The 18,541-nt window shown below is 68.2% G+C and carries 20 protein-coding genes; 7 read left to right on the plus strand and 13 right to left on the minus strand.

The window, feature by feature from the left end; all coding sequences use genetic code 11:
* Window positions 1-29: 29 nt before the first annotated feature.
* Window positions 30-1,235 carry a dephospho-CoA kinase gene (coaE, locus tag ACSVDM_RS29140; RefSeq protein WP_439268949.1) on the minus strand — a complete coding sequence of 402 codons (1,206 nt, stop codon included), beginning with the start codon at window positions 1,233-1,235 and terminating at the stop codon, window positions 30-32.
* 149 nt (window positions 1,236-1,384) lie between these two features.
* Between coaE and ACSVDM_RS29145 the strand changes: the two genes are divergently transcribed.
* A complete protein-coding gene (locus ACSVDM_RS29145; RefSeq protein ID WP_067498193.1) occupies window positions 1,385-1,597 on the plus strand; it encodes a hypothetical protein in 213 nt (70 codons plus the stop codon).
* Window positions 1,598-1,752: 155 nt separating this feature from the next.
* Here the strand turns inward: ACSVDM_RS29145 and rpsA are convergent, their stop codons facing one another.
* Window positions 1,753-3,228 (minus strand): 30S ribosomal protein S1, encoded by a 1,476-nt coding sequence (gene rpsA, locus ACSVDM_RS29150; RefSeq protein WP_067498011.1) that lies wholly within the window; start codon window positions 3,226-3,228, stop codon window positions 1,753-1,755.
* Between the two features lie 295 nt (window positions 3,229-3,523).
* Here rpsA and ACSVDM_RS29155 point away from each other — a divergent pair, with 295 nt between their 5' ends.
* Window positions 3,524-4,396, plus strand: a complete 873-nt coding sequence (locus ACSVDM_RS29155) for a methyltransferase domain-containing protein (RefSeq protein ID WP_439268950.1) — start codon at window positions 3,524-3,526, stop codon at window positions 4,394-4,396.
* Here ACSVDM_RS29155 and ACSVDM_RS29160 read toward each other — a convergent pair.
* From ACSVDM_RS29160 to ACSVDM_RS29175, 4 genes are all read right to left on the minus strand, one after another.
* Complete coding sequence (locus tag ACSVDM_RS29160) at window positions 4,393-4,947, minus strand: hypothetical protein (protein WP_067644619.1); 555 nt, start codon at window positions 4,945-4,947, stop codon at window positions 4,393-4,395. The two genes, ACSVDM_RS29155 and ACSVDM_RS29160, sit on opposite strands and share 4 nt — an antisense overlap.
* Before the next feature lie 179 nt (window positions 4,948-5,126).
* Window positions 5,127-5,297, minus strand: coding sequence for a hypothetical protein (locus ACSVDM_RS29165; protein ID WP_439268951.1), 171 nt, complete (start codon window positions 5,295-5,297; stop codon window positions 5,127-5,129).
* 8 nt (window positions 5,298-5,305) lie between these two features.
* Window positions 5,306-6,190 carry an SPFH domain-containing protein gene (locus ACSVDM_RS29170; RefSeq protein WP_439268952.1) on the minus strand — a complete coding sequence of 295 codons (885 nt, stop codon included), beginning with the start codon at window positions 6,188-6,190 and terminating at the stop codon, window positions 5,306-5,308.
* A 65-nt stretch (window positions 6,191-6,255) separates the two neighbouring features.
* On the minus strand, window positions 6,256-7,590 hold the full coding sequence (locus ACSVDM_RS29175; protein ID WP_439268953.1) for an FAD-binding oxidoreductase: 1,335 nt from the start codon (window positions 7,588-7,590) through the stop codon (window positions 6,256-6,258).
* 70 nt (window positions 7,591-7,660) lie between these two features.
* On the opposite strand from ACSVDM_RS29175, the gene ACSVDM_RS29180 reads away from it, so the two are divergent.
* Window positions 7,661-8,560 carry a LysR family transcriptional regulator gene (locus ACSVDM_RS29180; protein ID WP_439268954.1) on the plus strand — a complete coding sequence of 300 codons (900 nt, stop codon included), beginning with the start codon at window positions 7,661-7,663 and terminating at the stop codon, window positions 8,558-8,560.
* Window positions 8,561-8,647: 87 nt separating this feature from the next.
* Window positions 8,648-10,192, plus strand: coding sequence for an acyl-CoA carboxylase subunit beta (locus ACSVDM_RS29185; protein ID WP_439268955.1), 1,545 nt, complete (start codon window positions 8,648-8,650; stop codon window positions 10,190-10,192).
* Here the strand turns inward: ACSVDM_RS29185 and ACSVDM_RS29190 are convergent.
* Window positions 10,179-11,096 (minus strand): LysR family transcriptional regulator, encoded by a 918-nt coding sequence (locus ACSVDM_RS29190; RefSeq protein WP_439268956.1) that lies wholly within the window; start codon window positions 11,094-11,096, stop codon window positions 10,179-10,181. The two genes, ACSVDM_RS29185 and ACSVDM_RS29190, sit on opposite strands and share 14 nt — an antisense overlap.
* An 88-nt stretch (window positions 11,097-11,184) precedes the next feature.
* On the opposite strand from ACSVDM_RS29190, the gene ACSVDM_RS29195 reads away from it, so the two are divergent.
* Together ACSVDM_RS29195 and ACSVDM_RS29200 are read left to right on the plus strand one after the other, a co-directional pair.
* Entirely contained in the window at window positions 11,185-12,027 is an 843-nt protein-coding gene (locus tag ACSVDM_RS29195) for an oxidoreductase (RefSeq protein WP_439268957.1), read from the plus strand.
* Window positions 12,028-12,033: 6 nt separating this feature from the next.
* Window positions 12,034-12,369, plus strand: a complete 336-nt coding sequence (locus ACSVDM_RS29200; RefSeq protein ID WP_439268958.1) for a hypothetical protein — start codon at window positions 12,034-12,036, stop codon at window positions 12,367-12,369.
* A gap of 6 nt (window positions 12,370-12,375) precedes the next feature.
* Here the strand turns inward: ACSVDM_RS29200 and ACSVDM_RS29205 are convergent, their stop codons facing one another.
* Both ACSVDM_RS29205 and ACSVDM_RS29210 read right to left on the minus strand, forming a co-directional pair.
* Window positions 12,376-12,855, minus strand: a complete 480-nt coding sequence (locus ACSVDM_RS29205) for an ABA4-like family protein (RefSeq protein ID WP_439268959.1) — start codon at window positions 12,853-12,855, stop codon at window positions 12,376-12,378.
* Window positions 12,852-13,799, minus strand: coding sequence for a hypothetical protein (locus tag ACSVDM_RS29210; RefSeq protein WP_439268960.1), 948 nt, complete (start codon window positions 13,797-13,799; stop codon window positions 12,852-12,854). Before ACSVDM_RS29210 ends, ACSVDM_RS29205 begins: the two co-directional genes overlap by 4 nt.
* 102 nt (window positions 13,800-13,901) lie before the next feature.
* Between ACSVDM_RS29210 and ACSVDM_RS29215 the strand changes: the two genes are divergently transcribed.
* The gene (locus tag ACSVDM_RS29215; protein ID WP_439268961.1) at window positions 13,902-14,549 is read left to right on the plus strand and encodes a MerR family transcriptional regulator; all 648 of its coding nucleotides are present in this window, start codon (window positions 13,902-13,904) and stop codon (window positions 14,547-14,549) included.
* A gap of 119 nt (window positions 14,550-14,668) precedes the next feature.
* Here the strand turns inward: ACSVDM_RS29215 and ACSVDM_RS29220 are convergent, their stop codons facing one another.
* From ACSVDM_RS29220 to ACSVDM_RS29235, 4 genes are all read right to left on the minus strand, one after another.
* Window positions 14,669-15,421: an amino acid ABC transporter ATP-binding protein gene (locus ACSVDM_RS29220; RefSeq protein WP_133734253.1), complete on the minus strand. Its 753-nt coding sequence runs from the start codon at window positions 15,419-15,421 to the stop codon at window positions 14,669-14,671.
* A 23-nt stretch (window positions 15,422-15,444) separates the two neighbouring features.
* Complete coding sequence (locus ACSVDM_RS29225; RefSeq protein ID WP_067644652.1) at window positions 15,445-16,383, minus strand: amino acid ABC transporter permease; 939 nt, start codon at window positions 16,381-16,383, stop codon at window positions 15,445-15,447.
* 1 nt (window position 16,384) lies between these two features.
* Window positions 16,385-17,224 carry an ABC transporter substrate-binding protein gene (locus tag ACSVDM_RS29230; RefSeq protein ID WP_439268968.1) on the minus strand — a complete coding sequence of 280 codons (840 nt, stop codon included), beginning with the start codon at window positions 17,222-17,224 and terminating at the stop codon, window positions 16,385-16,387.
* Window positions 17,225-17,416: 192 nt separating this feature from the next.
* Window positions 17,417-18,505: an isocitrate/isopropylmalate dehydrogenase family protein gene (locus ACSVDM_RS29235; RefSeq protein ID WP_439268962.1), complete on the minus strand. Its 1,089-nt coding sequence runs from the start codon at window positions 18,503-18,505 to the stop codon at window positions 17,417-17,419.
* Between the last annotated feature and the right edge of the window lie 36 nt (window positions 18,506-18,541).

Here is an 18,541-nt window from a genome sequence, read left to right on the forward strand (position 1 = left end):
CATTGATGTTTAACAGATGCCGACCGGGGTTACGCGCGGGCGCGAGCCCACTCACCGACCCTCGGGTAGACCACGTCGAACCACGGTTCCTTCACCGCGTAATAGGCCTCGCCCGCCGCCTCGCCCGACTTCCCCGCCGCCGCCCGTTCGGCCGTCCGCTTGATCTCCAGATACTCCGTCCGCACGTCCTCCTCCGCCCGCAGCCAGTCGCGGAAGTCGAGCGCGAGCCGCTGGCCGGGCGAATCCCGCACGCGCAGATGGATATTCGCCGGTCGGCCGGGATCCGCGTTGCCGTGCAAGCGTTTTGCCCACAGGTCCACGTCGGTGCCCGCCGGATCCTCGGGCGTGGGCTTGGGGTTGTCGTGCGTGATGCCGACCGCGCGCGGGAATCCCGCGGCTGCCAGTGAATCTGCCAGTGCGTCAGCGGTTTCCAGGTCGGCCACAGTCACCTGGATGTCGATGAGGTCCTTGGCGGGCAGCCCGCTCACCGCCGTCGAACCGACATGGTCGATACGCACCGCCGCCGCACCGCACACCAGGTGCAGCCGGGCGATGATCCGGCGGGCCTGCGCGCCCCACTCCGGGTCGTGCGGCACCAACCGGTACTCCGCCCGAGTCCGCACCCCCTCGCGCTGATTGCGTTCGAACGGGACGAGCCGATGCTCCCACAGCGCCCGCACCTGTTCCTCGACCGCGCCGGGGGCGCCGTTGTTGTCCAGCCACACGTCGGCCACGGCGTGCCGCTGCTCGTCGGTGGCCTGCGCGGCGATCCTGGCCAGCGCGTCGGCCTCGGCGACACCGCGCTGCTCGACCAGCCTGCGCAAGCGGGTCTCCACATCGGCGCCGACCACGACCACCAGCTGCATGAGCGGAGCGAGCCCGTTCTCCACCAGCAGTGGAATGTCTTGTACCACAATGGCGTCGGCGGGTGCGGCGCCGATGAGTTCGGCCGTGCGGGCGCCGACCAGCGGATGGGTGATGGCGTTGAGCTTGCCGCGTGAGGTGTCGTCGGCGAAGGCCACCGCCGCCAGCGCGGGCCGGTCGAGGCTGCCATCCTCGGCCAGGATCGCGTCACCGAACTCGGCGACGAGCGCGGCCAGACCCGGCGTTCCCGGCGCGACGACCTCGCGGGCGATGGCATCGGAGTCGATCACCACCGCCCCCAACTCGACCATGGTCCGCGCCACTGTGGACTTACCCGCTCCCATGCCTCCGGTGAGGCCGATCCGCAACATGGGCCAAGTCTCGCATCCCCGCGCCCGGAGCAGGTCAGGTGTTCCCGACACGCCGATATGCGGCGGCGGCAAATCCGGGGCCGGGCGCGTCGCGTCGACTAACCTTCGCGCAGGCGAGAAGGCCAATCACCAGCGAGCGAAGGATGATCATGGGCACCACACAACACCGGACGGCTCGCCACCGCCTCGGCATGCCCGGCGGTGTGCACTGCGTTGAATTCCCTGCTGTGGCAGCGACTCTCGCCGAATATCGCCGGTCCTGGTTCACCGCTCTGATCTCGCCCGCCAGACACAGTTTCGCCGCGATGCGCAAGCGCACCAGCATGGGTGCCACCTACTGGGTGCCCGCCGCCGCGAACTGAACACCGACCACCCGAGCCCACCCGTTGCGAACGGGTGGGCTCGTTGTCGTGCACGGCCCGCGTGATCGACGGGCCGGAAAGGCCGAAGGCCCCGGTCCGTGTGGACCGGGGCCTTCGACTGTGTTGCTCTACCTGAATCAGGCGTTGCCGCTCACTCAGGCGTTACCGCTGAGCTTCTCCCGCAGAGCCGCCAGCTGCGCGTCACTGGCGAGCGAACCGCCGGTGGACTCGGCAGGACCGGAGGTGGCCTGCGTGGCGTTGCCGCTCTCGGAGGAGTAGTTGCCGGCGGCCGGACCGCCCGCGGCGGCTTCGGCAGCCGCGTCGGCAGCCATCTTCTCCATCTGAGCGGTGTGCATCTTGTGGCGACGCTCGGCCTCGGCGTAGCGGCCTTCCCACTCTTCACGCTGCTTGTCGAAGCCCTCGAGCCATTCGTTGGTCTCGGGATCGAAGCCCTCGGGGAAGATGTAGTTGCCCGCTTCGTCGTAGCTGTCGGCCATGCCGTACTTCGACGGGTCGAACTCGGCGTGGTAGTCCTCGTTCGCCTGCTTCAGCGACAGCGAGATCCGGCGACGCTCCAGGTCGATGTCGATGACCTTGACCATCGCGTCGTCGCCGACGGCCACGACCTGGTCCGGGACCTCCACGTGGCGCTCGGCCAGCTCGGAGATGTGCACCAGGCCCTCGATGCCCTCTTCGACGCGCACGAAGGCACCGAAGGGAACCAGCTTGGTGACCTTGCCGGGCACGATCTGGCCGATGGCGTGGGTCCGGGCGAACTGACGCCACGGGTCTTCCTGGGTCGCCTTGAGCGACAGGGAGACGCGCTCGCGGTCCAGGTCGACGTCGAGAACCTCGACGGTGACCTCGTTGCCGACCTCGACGACCTCGGACGGGTGGTCGATGTGCTTCCAGGACAGCTCGGAGACGTGCACCAGGCCGTCGACGCCGCCCAGGTCCACGAAGGCACCGAAGTTGACGATCGAGGAGACCACACCCTTGCGGACCTGGCCCTTCTGCAGCTGGTGCAGGAACTCGCTGCGGACCTCGGACTGGGTCTGCTCGAGCCAGGCGCGACGCGACAGGACCACGTTGTTGCGGTTCTTGTCGAGCTCGATGATCTTGGCCTCGATCTCCTTGCCGACGTACGGCTGGAGGTCGCGGACACGACGCATCTCGACGAGCGAGGCGGGCAGGAAGCCACGGAGACCGATGTCGAGGATCAGGCCGCCCTTGACGACCTCGATGACGGTGCCCTTGACGGCCTCGTCCTTCTCCTTGAGCTCCTCGATCGTGCCCCACGCGCGCTCGTACTGAGCCCGCTTCTTCGACAGGATCAGGCGGCCTTCCTTGTCCTCCTTGGTGAGAACCAGGGCCTCGACCGCATCGCCCACGGAAACGACCTCGTTCGGGTCGACATCGTGTTTGATGGAGAGTTCACGGGAGGGGATGACGCCTTCGGTCTTGTAACCGATGTCGAGCAGGACCTCGTCACGATCGACCTTGACGATGGTTCCCTCGACGATGTCGCCATCGTTGAAGTACTTGATCGTGGCGTCGATGGCGGCGAGGAAATCCTCGGCGGAGCCGATGTCGTTGACGGCTACCTGCGGCGAGGTGACGGTGGTGGGCATATGTGGGTTTGCTCCGGACGGATTGTGGTCGGTTGCGGACATTGGAACTTTCGGTACGCTGCGAGATCACCGCGACGAGGCGACGAGGGACCGAACAAGTATCGCACGGACCGCCGACATTGCCGCTGATCAAACTCAGCACGGGCGACTCCGTCATCGGATACTGTACGCATCAACCCCGGCGCACAGCGTTCCTCGTGAGAGGTTCCTCGAAAGACACTCGCGTGCCTCAGCGTACGCGAGGGTGTTCCAGCCGGGCAAACCACCCCCCGTTCCCGCCGATACCCTTGGCGCCGTGTCCGATGACGAACGCCATGCGCAGGCGAACGCGCTGCTGGGAACCGCGGCGACCACCCGAACCAGGATCGGCTCGGCCGACAGCGAACGCGCCAGCAGGCGCTGGTGGGACGCCGACGCCGACCAGTACCACCAGACCCACGCCGATTTCCTCGGTGTCGACTCCCCCGGCGGCGAGTTCGTGTGGTGCCCGGAGGGGCTGCACGAGGGCGACATGCATTTTCTGGGCGACGTGACGGGCAAGCGGGTGCTCGAGATCGGGTGCGGCTCGGCGCCGTGTTCGCGCTGGCTGGCGGGGCAGGGCGCGCATCCGGTCGGGCTGGATGTGTCGATGGGGATGCTCGCGCGCGGGATGGCCGCGATGGAGCAGGGCGGACCGCGGGTGCCGCTGGTCCAGGCGGGCGCGGAGGCGCTGCCGTTCGCGGACGAATCCTTCGATCTGGCCTGTTCGGCGTTCGGCGGGGTGCCGTTCGTCGCCGATTCGGCGCGGGTGATGCGCGAAGTGGCGCGGGTGCTCAGGCCGGGCGGGCGGTGGGTGTTCTCGGTGAATCACCCGATGCGCTGGATCTTTCCCGACGATCCGGGTGAGGCCGGTCTGGTGGCCCGTATCCCGTATTTCGACCGCACGCCCTATGTAGAGGTCGACAGCGAGGGCGTGCCGACCTATGTCGAGCACCACCGCACGATCGGTGACCGGGTGCGTGAGATCGTCGGCGCGGGCCTGACCCTGCTCGACATCGTGGAACCGGACTGGCCGGAATGGCTCGACCGCGAATGGGGGCAGTGGTCGCCGTTGCGCGGGGAGATCTTCCCCGGCACGGCCATCTTCGTCACCGAGAAGCCCGCCGGCACCGGGCTGTCTGGCGCCTAGAAGTCGGGCAAAGCCGCGAACGACGGGGCGACCTGGACGTTCGGCACCGTTTCGGCGACCCAGCGGCGCGCCCTGGTGAGCGCGTGGTGCGGGAATTCGGCGTCGAAGCGGACGTCGTCGGACAGCAGGTACGGCAGTTTCCCGCGCAAGCCCGGCGCGTAGGGGTGGGGCGGGCACATCTCGTCGCGGCGGAATCGGCTGCCGATCGTACGTTCCCGCTCCCCCGGCGGCCCCGTCTCCGGGCAGATGATCTGGAACACCGCCGAGCAGCGGTCCTTGGGCACCACGATGGACGCCGCGAACACGAGCTCACCGTGCGGACCCGGCATCCGCGTCTTCTCGACGCGCAGCAACGCGGGCAACTGGTCGACCCACACCACGAATGCCTCGATCAGGCAGCCGGTGCGCGCGTGATGTTCGGCCAGCCGCCTGCGCAACCGCTTCGGATCGTCGAGCCGCGCGGGCAGATCGGGTGCGCCGTTGACGTAGTTCAGCGCGACGACATCACGAGTGGCCGGATTCCCCCAGGTCGTGTCGTCCAACTGTTGCATTCCAGGAATGTCGAACGAGATGGGCACCGGATCAATTTACCGGCGCGGTCGAGTTCGGTTGTCGCCGTGCACGGCTCGGCGCGTCGTTCCAGACGAAACCTGGTGTTCGCCCAGGTCGGCCGGTCGGGCGCCGTGACAGATCACCACGTCGAACGTCCGAGGGCCCCGATCCGAGCGACTCAGTCGCGCTTGGGTTTTCGGCCGACCTGTTCGAGGGCGAGGCGCAGGGCGTATTCGATCTGGGAGTTGATGCTGCGCAGGTCGTCGGCCGCCCACTTGGCGATGGCCTCGTGGACGGCCGGGTCGAGCCGCAGCAGAACCCTTTTGGGTTCTCTCTTCGGCGCGGACACAGTCGACCTCAGTAGAGGGATCCGGTGTTGACGACCGGTTGCGTCGCGCGGTCGCCGCAGAGGACAACGAGCAGGTTGGAGACCATGTTGGCCTTGCGTTCCTCGTCGAGTTCGACGGTGCCCTGTTCGGCCAGGCGGTCGAGCGCCAGGGCGACCATGCCGACGGCGCCCTCGACGATCTGGGTGCGGGCGGCGACCACCTGCGCGGCCTGCTGCCGGACCAGCATCGCCTGCGCGATCTCGGGTGCGTAGGCCAGGTGGGTGATGCGGGCCTCGATCACCTCGATACCGGCGGTGAGGGTGCGTTCGCGCAGTTCGACGGTGAGTTCCTCGGCCACCTCGGCGCCGTCGCGCAGGCTGGTGCGGGCGTCGTCGTGGGCGTCGTAGGGATGCGTGGTCGCCAGGTGACGGACCGCGGCCTCGGACTGGGTCTCGACGTACTCCTCGTAGTCGTCGACCGCGAAGGCTGCCTTGAAGCTGTCGACCACCTTGTAGACCACCACGGCCGCGATCTCGACGGGGTTGCCGTCGGCGTCGTTGACCTTCAGTTTCTGGGTCTCGAAGTTGCGCACCCGCAGCGAGATGGACTTGCGGTCGCTGAGCGGGACCACCGAGAAGAAACCGGGTTCGCTGACCGAGCCGATGTAGCGGCCGAAGAAGGTGACGACCTTGGCCTCGTTGGGGTCGACCACGATCAGCCCGGTGGCCAGCGCCGCGACGATCACCACGCCGAGAACGCCGACCACCGCGCCTGCCCAGGCGAGCGCGCCGCCGTCGTGCTGGGACACCGAGATCAGCGACAGCACCGCGAGGGCACCGAACAGCAGGGTGGACACCAACCACCCGAGTAGGACGGCAAATCCGTTGAAGCGAAAGGCGGGCCGCAGTTCCATGACATCCTCCGATATCTGAGTGATATCATTACAATAGCAGATACAGACTGCGGCGACAACGCCGGTTACGCGCCGGGGATGGTGCGATTGGCGCGGAACATGCCGTGCGGGTCGTACTTCGTCTTCAAGGCCCGCAGCCTGTCGAAATCGGCACGGGGATAGCCCGCCGCCGTCTGCTCGTGGCCTGCCGCGGCGCCCGCGCCGTAGAGGAAGTTGAGGCTGTGGCCGATCGTCCACGGCGCCAGCGCTTTTCGCACCGTGTTCAGCGCTTCGGGAGCGGCGTCGCCTGCGCCCGCGTCGGTGATGACCCGCACGATGTACTCGGCGTCGCGATGACCGACCGACGCGGTCCCCCGGCGCAGCGCCCCACCGAGATGACGGATGTCGACCACGGCGTCGACCGGTCCGCCGGGTGCGGTCTGCGCCCGCAGCGCGGCCAGCGCTTCAGGGGTGAGGTCGGCGAGCAGCGCGTTGGTCGCGGCGTAGGCGTGCGGGAAGTCGGGATCGCTGTGCACCGTGTGGGATTCGGTGTAGGGCATCGTGCGCAGGTCGTCGCGCAGGCGGTCACCGATCGCGCGCAACGGTGCGATCAAGGGCTCGGCCGCCTCGGCGGGCAACGTGGTCGCCACCCGGATGGAGGCAACGTGCCTGCCGCGCAACGGCTGCGGGACCGGCGGGATGTCGGGGAAGGTCAGCACGGCGACGGTGGAGGTGATCTCCTCGGGCACGGTCGCACTCCACTGCCGCCAGGTGTCGAGCACCGCGTCGACGAGCGGAGTATCGAACATCAGCTGGCCGCCAAAGATTTCGGTGACGGGCACGAGGTCGAGTTCGAGGGCGGTCACCACGCCGAAGTTGCCGCCGGTACCGAGGACCGCCGTGAACAGTTCGTCGGCGGGGCCGATGGTGCGGACGCGACCGTCGGCGGTGACGAGTTCGATCGAGCGCACATGGTCTGCGGCGTAACCGAATTCGCGGCCGAGCAAGCCGAGACCGCCGCCGAGCACATAGCCGACCACACCCACCGACGGTGACGAACCGTTCAGCGGGGCCAACCCGTGCGCGGCGGCGGCCTCGACCAGTGCGCCGGCCCGGACACCGGCGCCGACCCTGGCGGTTCGTTTGTCCGGGTCGACGGTGATCGCGTTCATCCGGCCGGTGGTGACGAGCACCCCGCCGTCGACGGCGACCGACAGGCCGTGCCCGGTGGCCTGCACCGCGAGGGGAACCCGGTGCCGCGCCGCGTATTCCACGGCGGCGCGCACATCCTCGGTGTGGACGGCACCGGCGACGAGTGCGGGCCGGTGGGTGTAGGCGGTCTGGAATCCGGCGATCTCCTGCTGGTACCCGGCGTCGTCCGGGGTGAAGACGGGGCCGGTGAAAGTGGCGGTTTCAGTCATGACTCCACTGTGCTCACCCTGGCGGAATAAGCCCAACAGATAGTTTTTCTCGCTCCTATAATCAGTGATTATGGAGCTGCGGCAGCTGCGGTACTTCGTGACCGTCGTCGACGAGGGCGGCTTCACCCGGGCGGCCCAGCGCCTGCACCTGAGTCAGCCGGGTCTGAGCGCGCAGCTCAAACAGCTCGAGCGCGAACTCGGCCAGCGGCTCCTGGACCGCGGCGCCCGGACCGTCACCCCGACCGAGGTGGGCCGGGCCGTCCTCGACCACGCCCGCGCCGCCCTCGCCGCCGTCGATCGCATCGACCAGACCGCCCAGGAGTTCAGCGGATTGCTGCGTGGCCGGGTGCGGTTGGGTGCCGTCTCCGGCGCGGCGGCCGACGAGTTCGACATCGCGAGCGTGCTGGCCGGCTTCCACGACGACCACCCCGGTGTCGCGATCAGCCTGACCGAGGACACCTCCGAACGCATGCTCGCCGCGCTCGACCGCGACGACCTCGACCTCGCCCTGGTCGGCCTCACCGGCGCCGAGCTCGGACCCGGCATCGCCACCGACGTGGTGCTCGAGACGCCGCTCGTCGCCGCGGTCGCCGCCGAATCCGACGAACCCGCCGACACCATCACCCTGCGGGCGCTCACCGAACGTCGCCTCATCTGCCTTCCCCGGGGCACCGGCCTGCGCGGAATCTTCGAACGTTCCTGCACCGCCGCGGGTTTCGTTCCGGACATCGCCTTCGAGGCCGCCGCTCCCCCGCTGCTGCTCGAGCTCGCCGCACGCGGCCTCGGCACGGCGGTGGTACCCGCGCTCGGGGCCGAGGAAGCGGCGGGATTCGGGGTTCGGGTGCTCCCGATCGTCGAGCCGGCGATCCGCGGCAGGCTGGCGCTGGCCTGGCGAGGTGATCGCCCGCTCGCCCCGGCGGCCAAGGTGCTGCTCGGTCAGCTGCGCATCGCGCTGCGCACCGGCACCTGATGCCGCCCGCGCCGCCGTCGTCACGGCGGCGTTAGGCTCGCACCACACTGATGAAGGAGAGCTCGACCACGACAGGAAGGGCGCGACATGGGGCAGTCGACAACCGCGGGGAAGTTGCGGGAGCTGCGGCAGAATCTGGTGGCGGCACAGGAACCGGCGGGGGAAGCCGGCGTCGCCAAGCGAGCGGCCAAGGGGATACCGAGTCCGCGTGAACGGATAGACATGCTGCTGGACAAGGGCAGTTTCGTCGAAATCGGCGCCCTCGTGCGGCAGCCGGGCGACGGCCTCTACGGCGACGGCGTGGTCACCGGGCACGGAACCGTCGACGGGCGCCCCGTGGTGGTGATCGCCCACGACCAGACCGTGTACGGCGGGTCGGTCGGTGAGATGTTCGGGCGCAAGGTCGCCATGGCCATGGACCGCGCGGCCGACGTGCAGTGCCCGTTCATCGCGATCAACGACTCCGGCGGCGCCCGCGTGCAGGACGCGGTGACCTCGCTGGCCTGGTACGCGACCATGAGCCGCCGCCAGCTCCGCCTGTCGGGCCTGGTGCCGCAAGTGTCGATCATGCTCGGCAAATGTGCTGCGGGAGCGGTGTATTCGCCGATCAACACCGATGTGCTCATCGCCACCCAGTCGGCGTACATGTTCGTCACCGGTCCCGAGATCATCCGCGAGACCACCGGTGAGGTGGTCACCCTCGAGGAGCTCGGTGGCGCGTTCAACCAGGCACAGAACGGCAACATCCACCACGTCGCCGCCGACGAGCGGGCCGCCTTCGACTGGGCGCGAGCGTATCTGAGCTACATGCCGTCGAGTTGTTTCGACGAGGCGCCGGTGGTGAATCCCGGCCTCGAACCCGAGGTCACCGAGTCCGATCGCGAACTCGACTCGCTGATCCCGGATTCCGATCGCGCCGGTTACGACATGTACGACGTGCTGTTACGCATCTTCGACGACGGCGACTTCCACGAGATCGGTGGCAACGCCGCCCGCAATCTCATCACCGGTTTCGCGCGCGTCGACGGGCGAAGCGTCGGCGTGATCGCCAACCAGCCGCTCGTGTCCAGCGGCGCGATCGATGCCCGCTGCTCGGACAAGGCGGCCCATTTCATCCGGCTCTGCGACGCGTTCGGATTGCCGCTGGTGTTCGTCGTCGACACACCCGGTGTGCTGCCGGGGGTCGAGGAGGAGAAGATCGGCGTCATCAAGCGCGGCGGTCGGTTCTTCTACGCGGTGGTCGAGGCGACCGTGCCGATCGTCACCGTCGTCGTACGCAAGGCCTACGGCGGTGGATACGCCGTGATGGGCTGCAAGCAGCTCGGCGGCGATGTGAACCTGGCGTGGCCGACCGCCCGCATCGCGGTGATGGGTGCGGAGGCGGCGGTCGGGTTGACCCAGCGGCGGCAGCTGGCCGCGGTCCCCGAGGAACAGCGCGGCCAGGTCCGTCAGCAGATGATCGACTTCTACAACACCACCGTGGCCACCCCGTGGATCGCCGCCGAACGCGGCTACATCGACGCGGTGATCGAACCGTCGCGGACCCGCCTGGAAATCCGCAAGGCCCTGCGCCTGCTCGCCGACAAGCGCGAGATCCGAGGGCCACGCAAACACCTGCTCATGCCGTTGTGACACCGGGCTCGGCCCGGCGCCCACGCCGGGCCAGCCCGCACGCCGCCACATAGCCGCGGACCAGGGGGCGGGTGTCGTCGCGACGCCAGGCCAGGACCAGTTCGCAGGGGCTGATCCCGGTGACCGGCCGGCACACCACGCCGTCGCGGGTCACCATCGGTGCGTTTCCGGTGGCCAGCAGCACGACGCCGTCGCCGTTGACCAGGGCCTCGTAGGTTTCCTCGGTGCTCGAGACCTCCGCGCCGATGACGGGTTCGCGGCCGTCACGGGCGTCGAGGGCGAGCCAGTAGTCGCGCAGGATCCCGGCCGAATGCGGTAGCGCCAGAAAGGGTTCCGCGAGAAGGTCCGCGAAGTCGATCTGCTCGCGGGTGGCGAGCCGGTGGGTGCTCGGCAAGGCGACCAGCCGCGGTTCCGTCGCGACCACGTGCCAGTCGTAGCGGGCGCGGCCGAGCGGCAACCAGACGAAGGCGACATCACTGGACCCATCGGCCAACCCCGCGGACGGATCTTCCCAACTGAACTGGCGCAGTAGCGGTTTCGCGTGCGGAAACACGGTGCCGAACCGGGAGCGGATGGCGGGCAGGATGCCACGACCCGGGCTCGTGCTGATCCCGATCGTCAGGACCGCCGCCTGCGTGGCCTTCGCGGCCGCGACCGCGGCTTCGCCGAGCTCCCACGCCGCGAGCACCTGACGCGCATGCGGCAGCAGCGCCGCACCCGCCGCCGTCAAGGTGACCGCCCGCGGTCCACGCACGAACAATGCGGTACCGATCTGCCTTTCGAGCTTGCGGATCTGTTTGCTCAGCGCGGGCTGGGACACATACAGCCGTTCGGCGGCGCCGGTGAAGGTGAGTTGCTCGGCGACCGCGACGAAGTAGCGCAGATCGCGCCCGTGCACATCCATAACCATTGGTTATCACAACGGGTCTTGGACGGCATCCGCGGACACGAGCAGGATCGGGGGCGAAACATCAACGGGTAGAGGAGTTCTGATGAGTGTTCCGCAGATCTGGTTGGTCACCGGGGCGAGCAGTGGTTTCGGCCGGGCCATCGCGCAGGCGGCGATCGAGGCGGGCGACATCGTCGTCGCCGTCGCCCGGCGCACCGCCGCCCTCGACGATCTGGTCGCCGCGCATCCCGATCAGCTCGAGACCGTCGCCCTCGATGTCACCGACATCGACCGTATCGACACGGTGATCGCCGATATCGTGGCCCGCCACGGCCGCATCGATGTGCTGGTCAACAATGCGGGCCGCACCCATGTGGGCGCGGTGGAAGAGACCACCGATGCCGAACTGCGCGCTCTGTTCGACCTGCATCTGTTCGGCCCCGCGGCATTGACCAGGGCGGTACTGCCGCACATGCGCGCGCAGCGCGGCGGTGCGATCGTGCAGATGAGCAGCGTCGGCGGGCAACTGTCCTTCGCCGGGTTCTCCGCCTACAGCGCGACGAAATTCGCCCTCGAGGGCCTGTCGGAAGCACTGGCCGAGGAAGTGGCGCCGTTCGGGATCAAGGTGCTGATCGTGGAGCCCGGTGCCTTCCGCACGGGCCTGTTCGGACCGGGCGCGGCCGCCTTCAGCGCGGAGTCCGAGGTGTACGCCGACACCGCGGGCGCCACCCGCCGCATGGTCGAGGGCGGCGACGGCACCCAGCCGGGCGACCCAGCCAAGGCCGCCGCCGCCATCCGCACCGCCCTCGCCGCCGAGCACACCCCGCTGCGACTGCCGCTGGGGCCCGACTCGGTCGACGCGGTGCTCGGCCACCTCGACGCGGTCCGTGACGACGTACTGACCTGGGAGAAGGTCTCCCGCGACACCACCTTCGACGAGAACTGAAAGACGATGCGCACCAGACTGTTCCGCACTCTCGCTCCGCTGGTCCTGGTCACCGCCGCACTGCTCGGATCGGCCTGCGGTGACAACACCGCGGCCGCCCCGCTGCCGCCGACAACCTCCCAACAGGTGCCCCAGGACGCGGGGCACGCACGGCTGAACCAACTGATCGGCAAGTGGACGGCCGAGAAGTCCACGTTCGTCGCGGGCGGCACGCCGGAGAACCCGATCGTCACCCGCGACGCGGTCTCGCGGTGGAGCTGGATCGCCGAGACCGGACGGTCATGGAGCTCTACTTCACCCCGCCGGGCGAACCGGGGCGGCTCGCCGACCGCGTCGTACTGACCAGGCTCAGCTGACCTCGCCGACAGCGTTCACACGATGGCCGGATCCGCCTGCGGGTGCGGGCGGATTCGGCGCCCGGCTCGCCACTGTCCGCAACACGAGATAGATCGGGAACGCGATGGGCGACAAGAGGATCGTGCCGACCAGCAGGGGGCCCATGAGCAGCGGGTGGATGGCGCGGTCACGGCTGTCGAGGTAGATCCAGCGGCCGAGGAACAGGTCCCAGGCGAGGATCTGGGCCCACAGCGCGGTCAGGACGGCGGGGTCGGCGGCGGCGTCGGTGATGGCGGCCAGCGACGGCGAGGTCACCAGCGACCACAGGGTCCCCAGGACCGGGATCGCCACGATCGCCCAGATCACCAGGGACGGCGCGACGATCCACGGCGAGGCGATGATCGGGCGGGTGCGCCGCCACGTCGGCGCGAAGATCATCAGCGCCCAGAACGGCACCGTGACATAGAACGACAGGTCGAACAGCGTGCTCATGCGGTGACCACCTTCCGGTTCCCGATCGCGCTCGCGAACGAAACCAATACTCCGACAACAACTCCCACGGCGATCGCCGCGGCGACGACAAGGGTTGTCCGGTCCGGGTGGACGAGCGGCTGCCCCCGCAGCGCCTGCCAGGTCACCAGGGCCAGCACCGCGGCGTAACCACCCGAGGCGGTGAGGATCAGGCCGAGCCGCACGCGTGCGTGCCGCAGCAACGGAATCCGTGGCGCGAGGACTACGAGCCCGGCGGCGAGCAGCGGCAGAATCTGCAACGCGTGCATGCCGACGAAGTGCGGAATGCGCAGGTCACCGTTGGTGGTGCTCCAGCCGGTGATCGGCATACCCGGTGTGCCGTCGGGCGCGCCGACGGTGTGCGCACCCGCAATGCCCTCCATCCCCGATTCCTGCATGGGCATCAGTTGCCCGAGCGCCAGGCCGACGAGGGTGATCGCGAGCCCGAGCCGGATCGACCAGGTGACCGCGGCATCGCCGATGCGGGTGCGGGACAGACCGACCGCGACGGCCATCGTCGCGAGGAACAGCACGACGATGGTGACGGCCATCGTCACCCAGAGCACCGTGTCGAACACGGTCGTCGTGTTGAAGTGACTGCGGGTGCCGCGCACCACCTGCCCGACGATGATCACCTGCTCGACGGTTCCGGCGATCACGATCACCGTGGCCATCCACCACAGGAATCGGGAAGGCTTGGGCCGCAATGAGATCAGCCAGGCCAGCGCCATGCTGTAGAGCACGAACGACAGGGCGAATTTGGACGGCTTGAACCAGGCGGTCGATCCGGCGATCACCCGGTCGTCGACCAGCATCCCGACGACGGTCACCACCGCCAGGAGCGCGTTGACGGCGGCGAAGTACAGCAGCGGCCGATGCAGTGGGGCGTGGCGGCGAGGCAAGGACTCTGCGAATGAGACGGACATGCGAATCTCCCGATGTGCTAGATAGCTACACTATCCGTTATGGATAGTTAGACTATCCATGAATGGGGCGCTAAGCAAGAGGGGCGAACGAAGGAGGCGACGGTGCGGATCTCGGAGTTGAGCGAACGCAGCGGCATCGCGGTGGCGACGATCAAGTACTACCTGCGTGAAGGGCTGCTGCCGCCCGGCGAACGCACCGGCCCCAACCAGGCCAGTTACGGAGACGAGCATGTCCGTAGGTTGCGCCTGGTGCGGGCGCTGATCGAGGTCGGCGGGCTACCGGTGGCCACGGTGGGTGACGTCCTGCGGGCCGTCGACACCCCCGACCTGCCGATGTTCAGCCTGCTAGGCGTGGTGCAGGGCAGCCTGATCTCCCCCGCTCCCGCCGCCTCCGACGCCGAGTGGGAGCGTGCCTACGAGACCGTGCGCGGGGAAATGGATCGGCGGGGATGGTCGATGAAACCGGCCCAGCCGGTGATCGAGGCCCTCACCGCCGTCCTCGTGCGCGCCGCTCAGCTCGGTTACCCCGAGTGGGGCGAGACAGCGTTGCCGGCCTACTTCGACGGCGCGCGCATCGTCGCCGAAACCGATGTCGCCACGGCGCTTTCGGCAGGCGAACGCGACGCCGTCGTCGACGCGGTCGTCGTCCTGACCGTCCTGGGCGACACCGCCCTCGCCGCCATCCGCCGCATCGCCCAGGCCCAGGTGTCCCTGGAAAAGCTGAGGTCGGACTCCGCTCCCAGCACCTGATCTCGCACGAACATGGGTAACTCGCCGGGGACGGGCAAACGTCCCCGGCGAGTTACCGCCGACCGCCCGGCGCACAGGACTCACCACCTGAGTCCGGCCGAAATACGCGGAGAGGCGGGTCAGAGCAGACGTGACAGGAAGGACTTCGTCCGTTCGTGCTGGGGGTTGGACAGCAGTTCACGCGGCGGTCCCGACTCCACCACCACACCGCCGTCCATGAACACCAGCTCGTCGGCGACTTCGCGGGCGAAGCCCATCTCGTGGGTCACCACCAGCATCGTCATGCCCGAATCGGCCAGCTCACGCATGACCGTGAGCACCTCACCGACCAGTTCGGGGTCGAGTGCCGAGGTCGGCTCGTCGAACAGCATCAGCTTGGGATCCATGGCGAGCGCACGCGCGATCGCCACCCGCTGCTGCTGACCACCCGAGAGCTGGGCAGGGTAGGCGTTGCGCTTGGCCGACAGACCGACCCGCTCGAGCAGTTCCTCGGCCCGGGCGATGGCCTCGGACTTGCGGATACCACGCACCTGGGTGGGCGCCTCGATGACGTTCTCGAGCGCCGTGCGATGCGGGAACAGGTTGAAGTGCTGGAACACCATGCCGATGTCGCGGCGCTGCACCGCGGCGTCGCGCGGATGCATCTCGTAGAGCTTGCCGTTCTTCTCCCGGTAGCCCACGAGTTCGCCGTCGACGTAGAGCCTGCCCGCGTTCACCTGCTCGAGATGGTTGATGCAGCGCAGGAAGGTCGACTTGCCCGAGCCCGACGGGCCGACCAGGGTGAGCACCTTGCCCCGGTGCACCTCCAGCGAGATGCCCTTGAGCACCTGCAGCGCACCGAAGTTCTTGCACACCCGATCGGCGAGCACCATGGGAGGTGCGGTTACTGCTTCGCTCATTTCGCCTTCACCGCCGCCTGTGCCGTGGCCAGTTCCTCGAGCTGCTTGGCCGTCAGCTGCCGGGTGGCACCGCGCGAGTAATACCGTTCCAAGTAGTACTGCCCGACCATCAGCACGCTGGTGATCGCCAGGTACCAGGTGGCGCAGACGAGCAGCAGCGGGATCGGCTGGAAGTTCACGCCGTAGATGTCGCGGGCACGACCGAACAGGTCGGTGCTCAACGGGATCGCGGTCACCAGCGAGGTGGTTTTGAGCATGCCGATCAGCTCGTTGCCGGTGGGCGGGATGATCACCCGCATCGCCTGGGGCAGCACCGTGCGGCGCATGGTCTGCGTCCACGACATGCCGAGCGCCACCGACGCCTCACGCTGACCCTCGCCGACGGAGTTGATCCCGGCGCGCACGATCTCGGCCATGTACGCGGCTTCGTTGAGGCCGAGGCCGATCACCGCGAACAGGAACGCGGCCTGCAGGTTCTGCACGTCGATGTGGAAGAACTGCGGGCCGAACGGCACACCGAGGTCGATCTGCTTGTACAGCGACGGGACCAGACCCCAGAACACCAGCTGCACGAACACCGGGGTGCCGCGGAAGATCCACAGGTAGACCCACGCGGTGGTGCGCAGCACCGGGTTCGGCGACAGGCGCATCACCGCGAGCACGGTGCCCAGACCCACCGCGATCGCCATCGCGAGCACGGTGAGTTCCAGGGTGACGATCGCGCCCTGGGTGATGCGGCTGTCGAACAGGTACCTGCCGTAGGTGTCCCACTTGTAAGCGGGGTTGGTGGCAGCGCCGTAGACGAACAATCCGACCAGGATCAGGATGATTGCCGCCGCGATCCAGCGACCCGGCCTGCGTAGCGGGACCGCTTTGATCGGTTCGGGTTCGGTGCCCGGTCCGGGCACCTCCACCGTGTCTTTCTCGTCGGTCACGTCAGCTCACTGCGCCGTTGATAACCGAGGTCTTGATCTGACCGGATTCGACACCCCAGTTCGTGGTGATCTCGCCGTACTTGCCGTTGTCGATCAGGTGCTGCAGCGCCTTCTGCAGCGACACCGCGAGCGGCGAGCCCTTCTGCACGGCCCAGCCGTAGGGCGCCGAGTCGAACAGCGGGCCCGAGGACTCGATCTTGCCTTCGCTCTGCTTGATCGCGTACGCCGTCACCGGCGAATCGGCCGACATCGCGTCGACCTGACCGAGGACGAGCGCGTTGGTCGCGGCGCTCTGCTCGTCGAACGGCTTCATATCGATCGGCGGCTTGCCTTCGGCGACGCACTTGGCGCTCTTGGCGGGAATCTCTTCGGTGTGCTCGACCGTAGTGGCCTGTACGGCGACTCGTTTACCGCACGCATTGTTCGGATCGATGGTTTTGCCGGTTTGCTGGGCCCACTGGATACCCGCGTTGAAATAGGTCGTGAAATCGACCTGCTGCTCGCGTTCGCGCGAATCGGTGATCGAGGACATACCCACGTCGTAGGTGCCCGCCTGGATCGCGGGAATGATCTTCTCGAAGGCGGACTCCTGATAATCGACCGTCAGCCCGAGGGTGGCGGCGACCGCGTCGAGCAGGTCCACGTCGAAGCCGACGATCTTGCCGCTGGCGTCCTTGTACTCGTTCGGCTGGTACGGCACGTTCACGCCGACGACGATCTTGCCTGCTTGCTTCACCTTGTCGGGCAGCGTCGCGGCGATCGCGTCGACCTTCTCGGCCGAGACCTTGGTGACCTCGGTGGTATCGCCCTCGGTGTTTTCCGCGCAGCCGGTCAACACCATCGCGCCCACGGCGGCGGTACAGAGCAACCGCACGGCACCGCGGCCGAGCACAGTTCGAACAGACAAAGGAGCCTCCACATTTCACGTCGACGCCGGCCACGTGTCAGCGCCTGTTTGGCAATGTATGCGAACCGGACACAGCGTGGTGCGACAGTAACCGAAGATTAATCAGCGAATGTGAAAGGGGTGGGTTCACCTCCGGTGCACGCGGGCGGCGACCTGTTCGGTGAATTCGCTGGTCGAGGCGAGACCACCGAGATCCGCGGTGGCGATTCCGGCGGCGAGCGTCGCCGCGACCGCACCGGAGATCCGGTCCGCCGCCGCGTTCAGCGCACGATTTCCGTCGCGAACTCCCAACCAGCGCAACAACATTGCCGCCGACAGTTGCAATGCCACCGGATTCGCCCGATTGTGTCCGGCCAGGCCGGGTGCGGCACCGTGCACCGCCTGCGCCATCGCCTTGGTGTCGGAGCAGTTGAGCGAGGGCGCCATGCCGAGCGACCCGCTCAGCTCGCCCGCCAGGTCCGAGAGGATGTCACCGAAGAGGTTCTCGGTGACGATCACGTCGAACTCGCCGGGCGCGCGCACGAGGTGCGCGGCCATCGCGTCGACGTGCGCGTCGTCGACCCGCACGTCCGGGTATTGCCCGGCAATCTCGTAGCACACGTCACGGAACAGTCCGGTGGTCATCGGGAGCACATTCGCCTTGTGCACCACCGTGACCCGCTTGCGCCGTTCGCGCGCCAGCCGCAGCGCCTGATGGGCGATCCGTTCGCACGCCTGCCGGGTGATCACGGCCACCGCCATGGCCACGTCCTCGGTCGGCTTGAACTCCCCCGACCCGGCGAACATATTGCGATCGGCATAGAAGCCCTCGCTGTTCTCCCGCACGATCACCAGGTCGATATCGGCCGCTGTCGCACGCACTCCCGGGAAGGCAACGGCGGGACGGATGTTCGCGTACAGACCGAGGCGCTTGCGGATGGCACCGCCGGGCGCCACCCGCATGTCGGCCGGGTAGGAGGCGTTGTCGTGCGGGCCGAGGATCCAGGCGTCGAGCTCGTCGAGTGCCGCGAGGGTCTGCTCGGGCAGCGGATGACCGAATTCGGCGATGGCGTCGTGGCCGATGCGCAGCGGCACCCAGTCCACCGGGTCGAGCCCGGCCGCGCCGACCGCCTCGTCGACCACCACGCGGGTGGCGGCCACCACCTCGGGTCCGATGCCGTCACCGTCGATCACTCCGAGCCGCACGCTCGCCTTCGTCGTGTTCACGCGCTCCATCCTCGCCCCTGCCGCCACGTCACCGGCACGCGGACA

This window comes from Nocardia sp. JW2 (assembly GCF_051843015.1).
GTDB lineage: Bacteria > Actinomycetota > Actinomycetes > Mycobacteriales > Mycobacteriaceae > Nocardia > Nocardia coubleae.

Bases quoted from the DNA above. Each gene is read 5' to 3' on its own strand.
- coaE (WP_439268949.1), bottom strand. From the start codon at position 1,235: ATGTTGCGGATCGGCCTCACCGGAGGCATGGGAGCGGGTAAGTCCACA.
- ACSVDM_RS29145 (WP_067498193.1), top strand. From the start codon at position 1,385: ATGGGCACCACACAACACCGGACGGCTCGCCACCGCCTCGGCATGCCC.
- rpsA (WP_067498011.1), bottom strand. From the start codon at position 3,228: ATGCCCACCACCGTCACCTCGCCGCAGGTAGCCGTCAACGACATCGGC.
- ACSVDM_RS29160 (WP_067644619.1), bottom strand. From the start codon at position 4,947: ATGCAACAGTTGGACGACACGACCTGGGGGAATCCGGCCACTCGTGAT.
- ACSVDM_RS29170 (WP_439268952.1), bottom strand. From the start codon at position 6,190: ATGGAACTGCGGCCCGCCTTTCGCTTCAACGGATTTGCCGTCCTACTC.
- ACSVDM_RS29175 (WP_439268953.1), bottom strand. From the start codon at position 7,590: ATGACTGAAACCGCCACTTTCACCGGCCCCGTCTTCACCCCGGACGAC.
- ACSVDM_RS29180 (WP_439268954.1), top strand. From the start codon at position 7,661: ATGGAGCTGCGGCAGCTGCGGTACTTCGTGACCGTCGTCGACGAGGGC.
- ACSVDM_RS29185 (WP_439268955.1), top strand. From the start codon at position 8,648: ATGGGGCAGTCGACAACCGCGGGGAAGTTGCGGGAGCTGCGGCAGAAT.
- ACSVDM_RS29190 (WP_439268956.1), bottom strand. From the start codon at position 11,096: ATGGATGTGCACGGGCGCGATCTGCGCTACTTCGTCGCGGTCGCCGAG.
- ACSVDM_RS29195 (WP_439268957.1), top strand. From the start codon at position 11,185: ATGAGTGTTCCGCAGATCTGGTTGGTCACCGGGGCGAGCAGTGGTTTC.
- ACSVDM_RS29200 (WP_439268958.1), top strand. From the start codon at position 12,034: ATGCGCACCAGACTGTTCCGCACTCTCGCTCCGCTGGTCCTGGTCACC.
- ACSVDM_RS29205 (WP_439268959.1), bottom strand. From the start codon at position 12,855: ATGAGCACGCTGTTCGACCTGTCGTTCTATGTCACGGTGCCGTTCTGG.
- ACSVDM_RS29210 (WP_439268960.1), bottom strand. From the start codon at position 13,799: ATGTCCGTCTCATTCGCAGAGTCCTTGCCTCGCCGCCACGCCCCACTG.
- ACSVDM_RS29220 (WP_133734253.1), bottom strand. From the start codon at position 15,421: ATGGTGCTCGCCGATCGGGTGTGCAAGAACTTCGGTGCGCTGCAGGTG.
- ACSVDM_RS29230 (WP_439268968.1), bottom strand. From the start codon at position 17,224: ATGGTGTTGACCGGCTGCGCGGAAAACACCGAGGGCGATACCACCGAG.
- ACSVDM_RS29235 (WP_439268962.1), bottom strand. From the start codon at position 18,505: ATGGAGCGCGTGAACACGACGAAGGCGAGCGTGCGGCTCGGAGTGATC.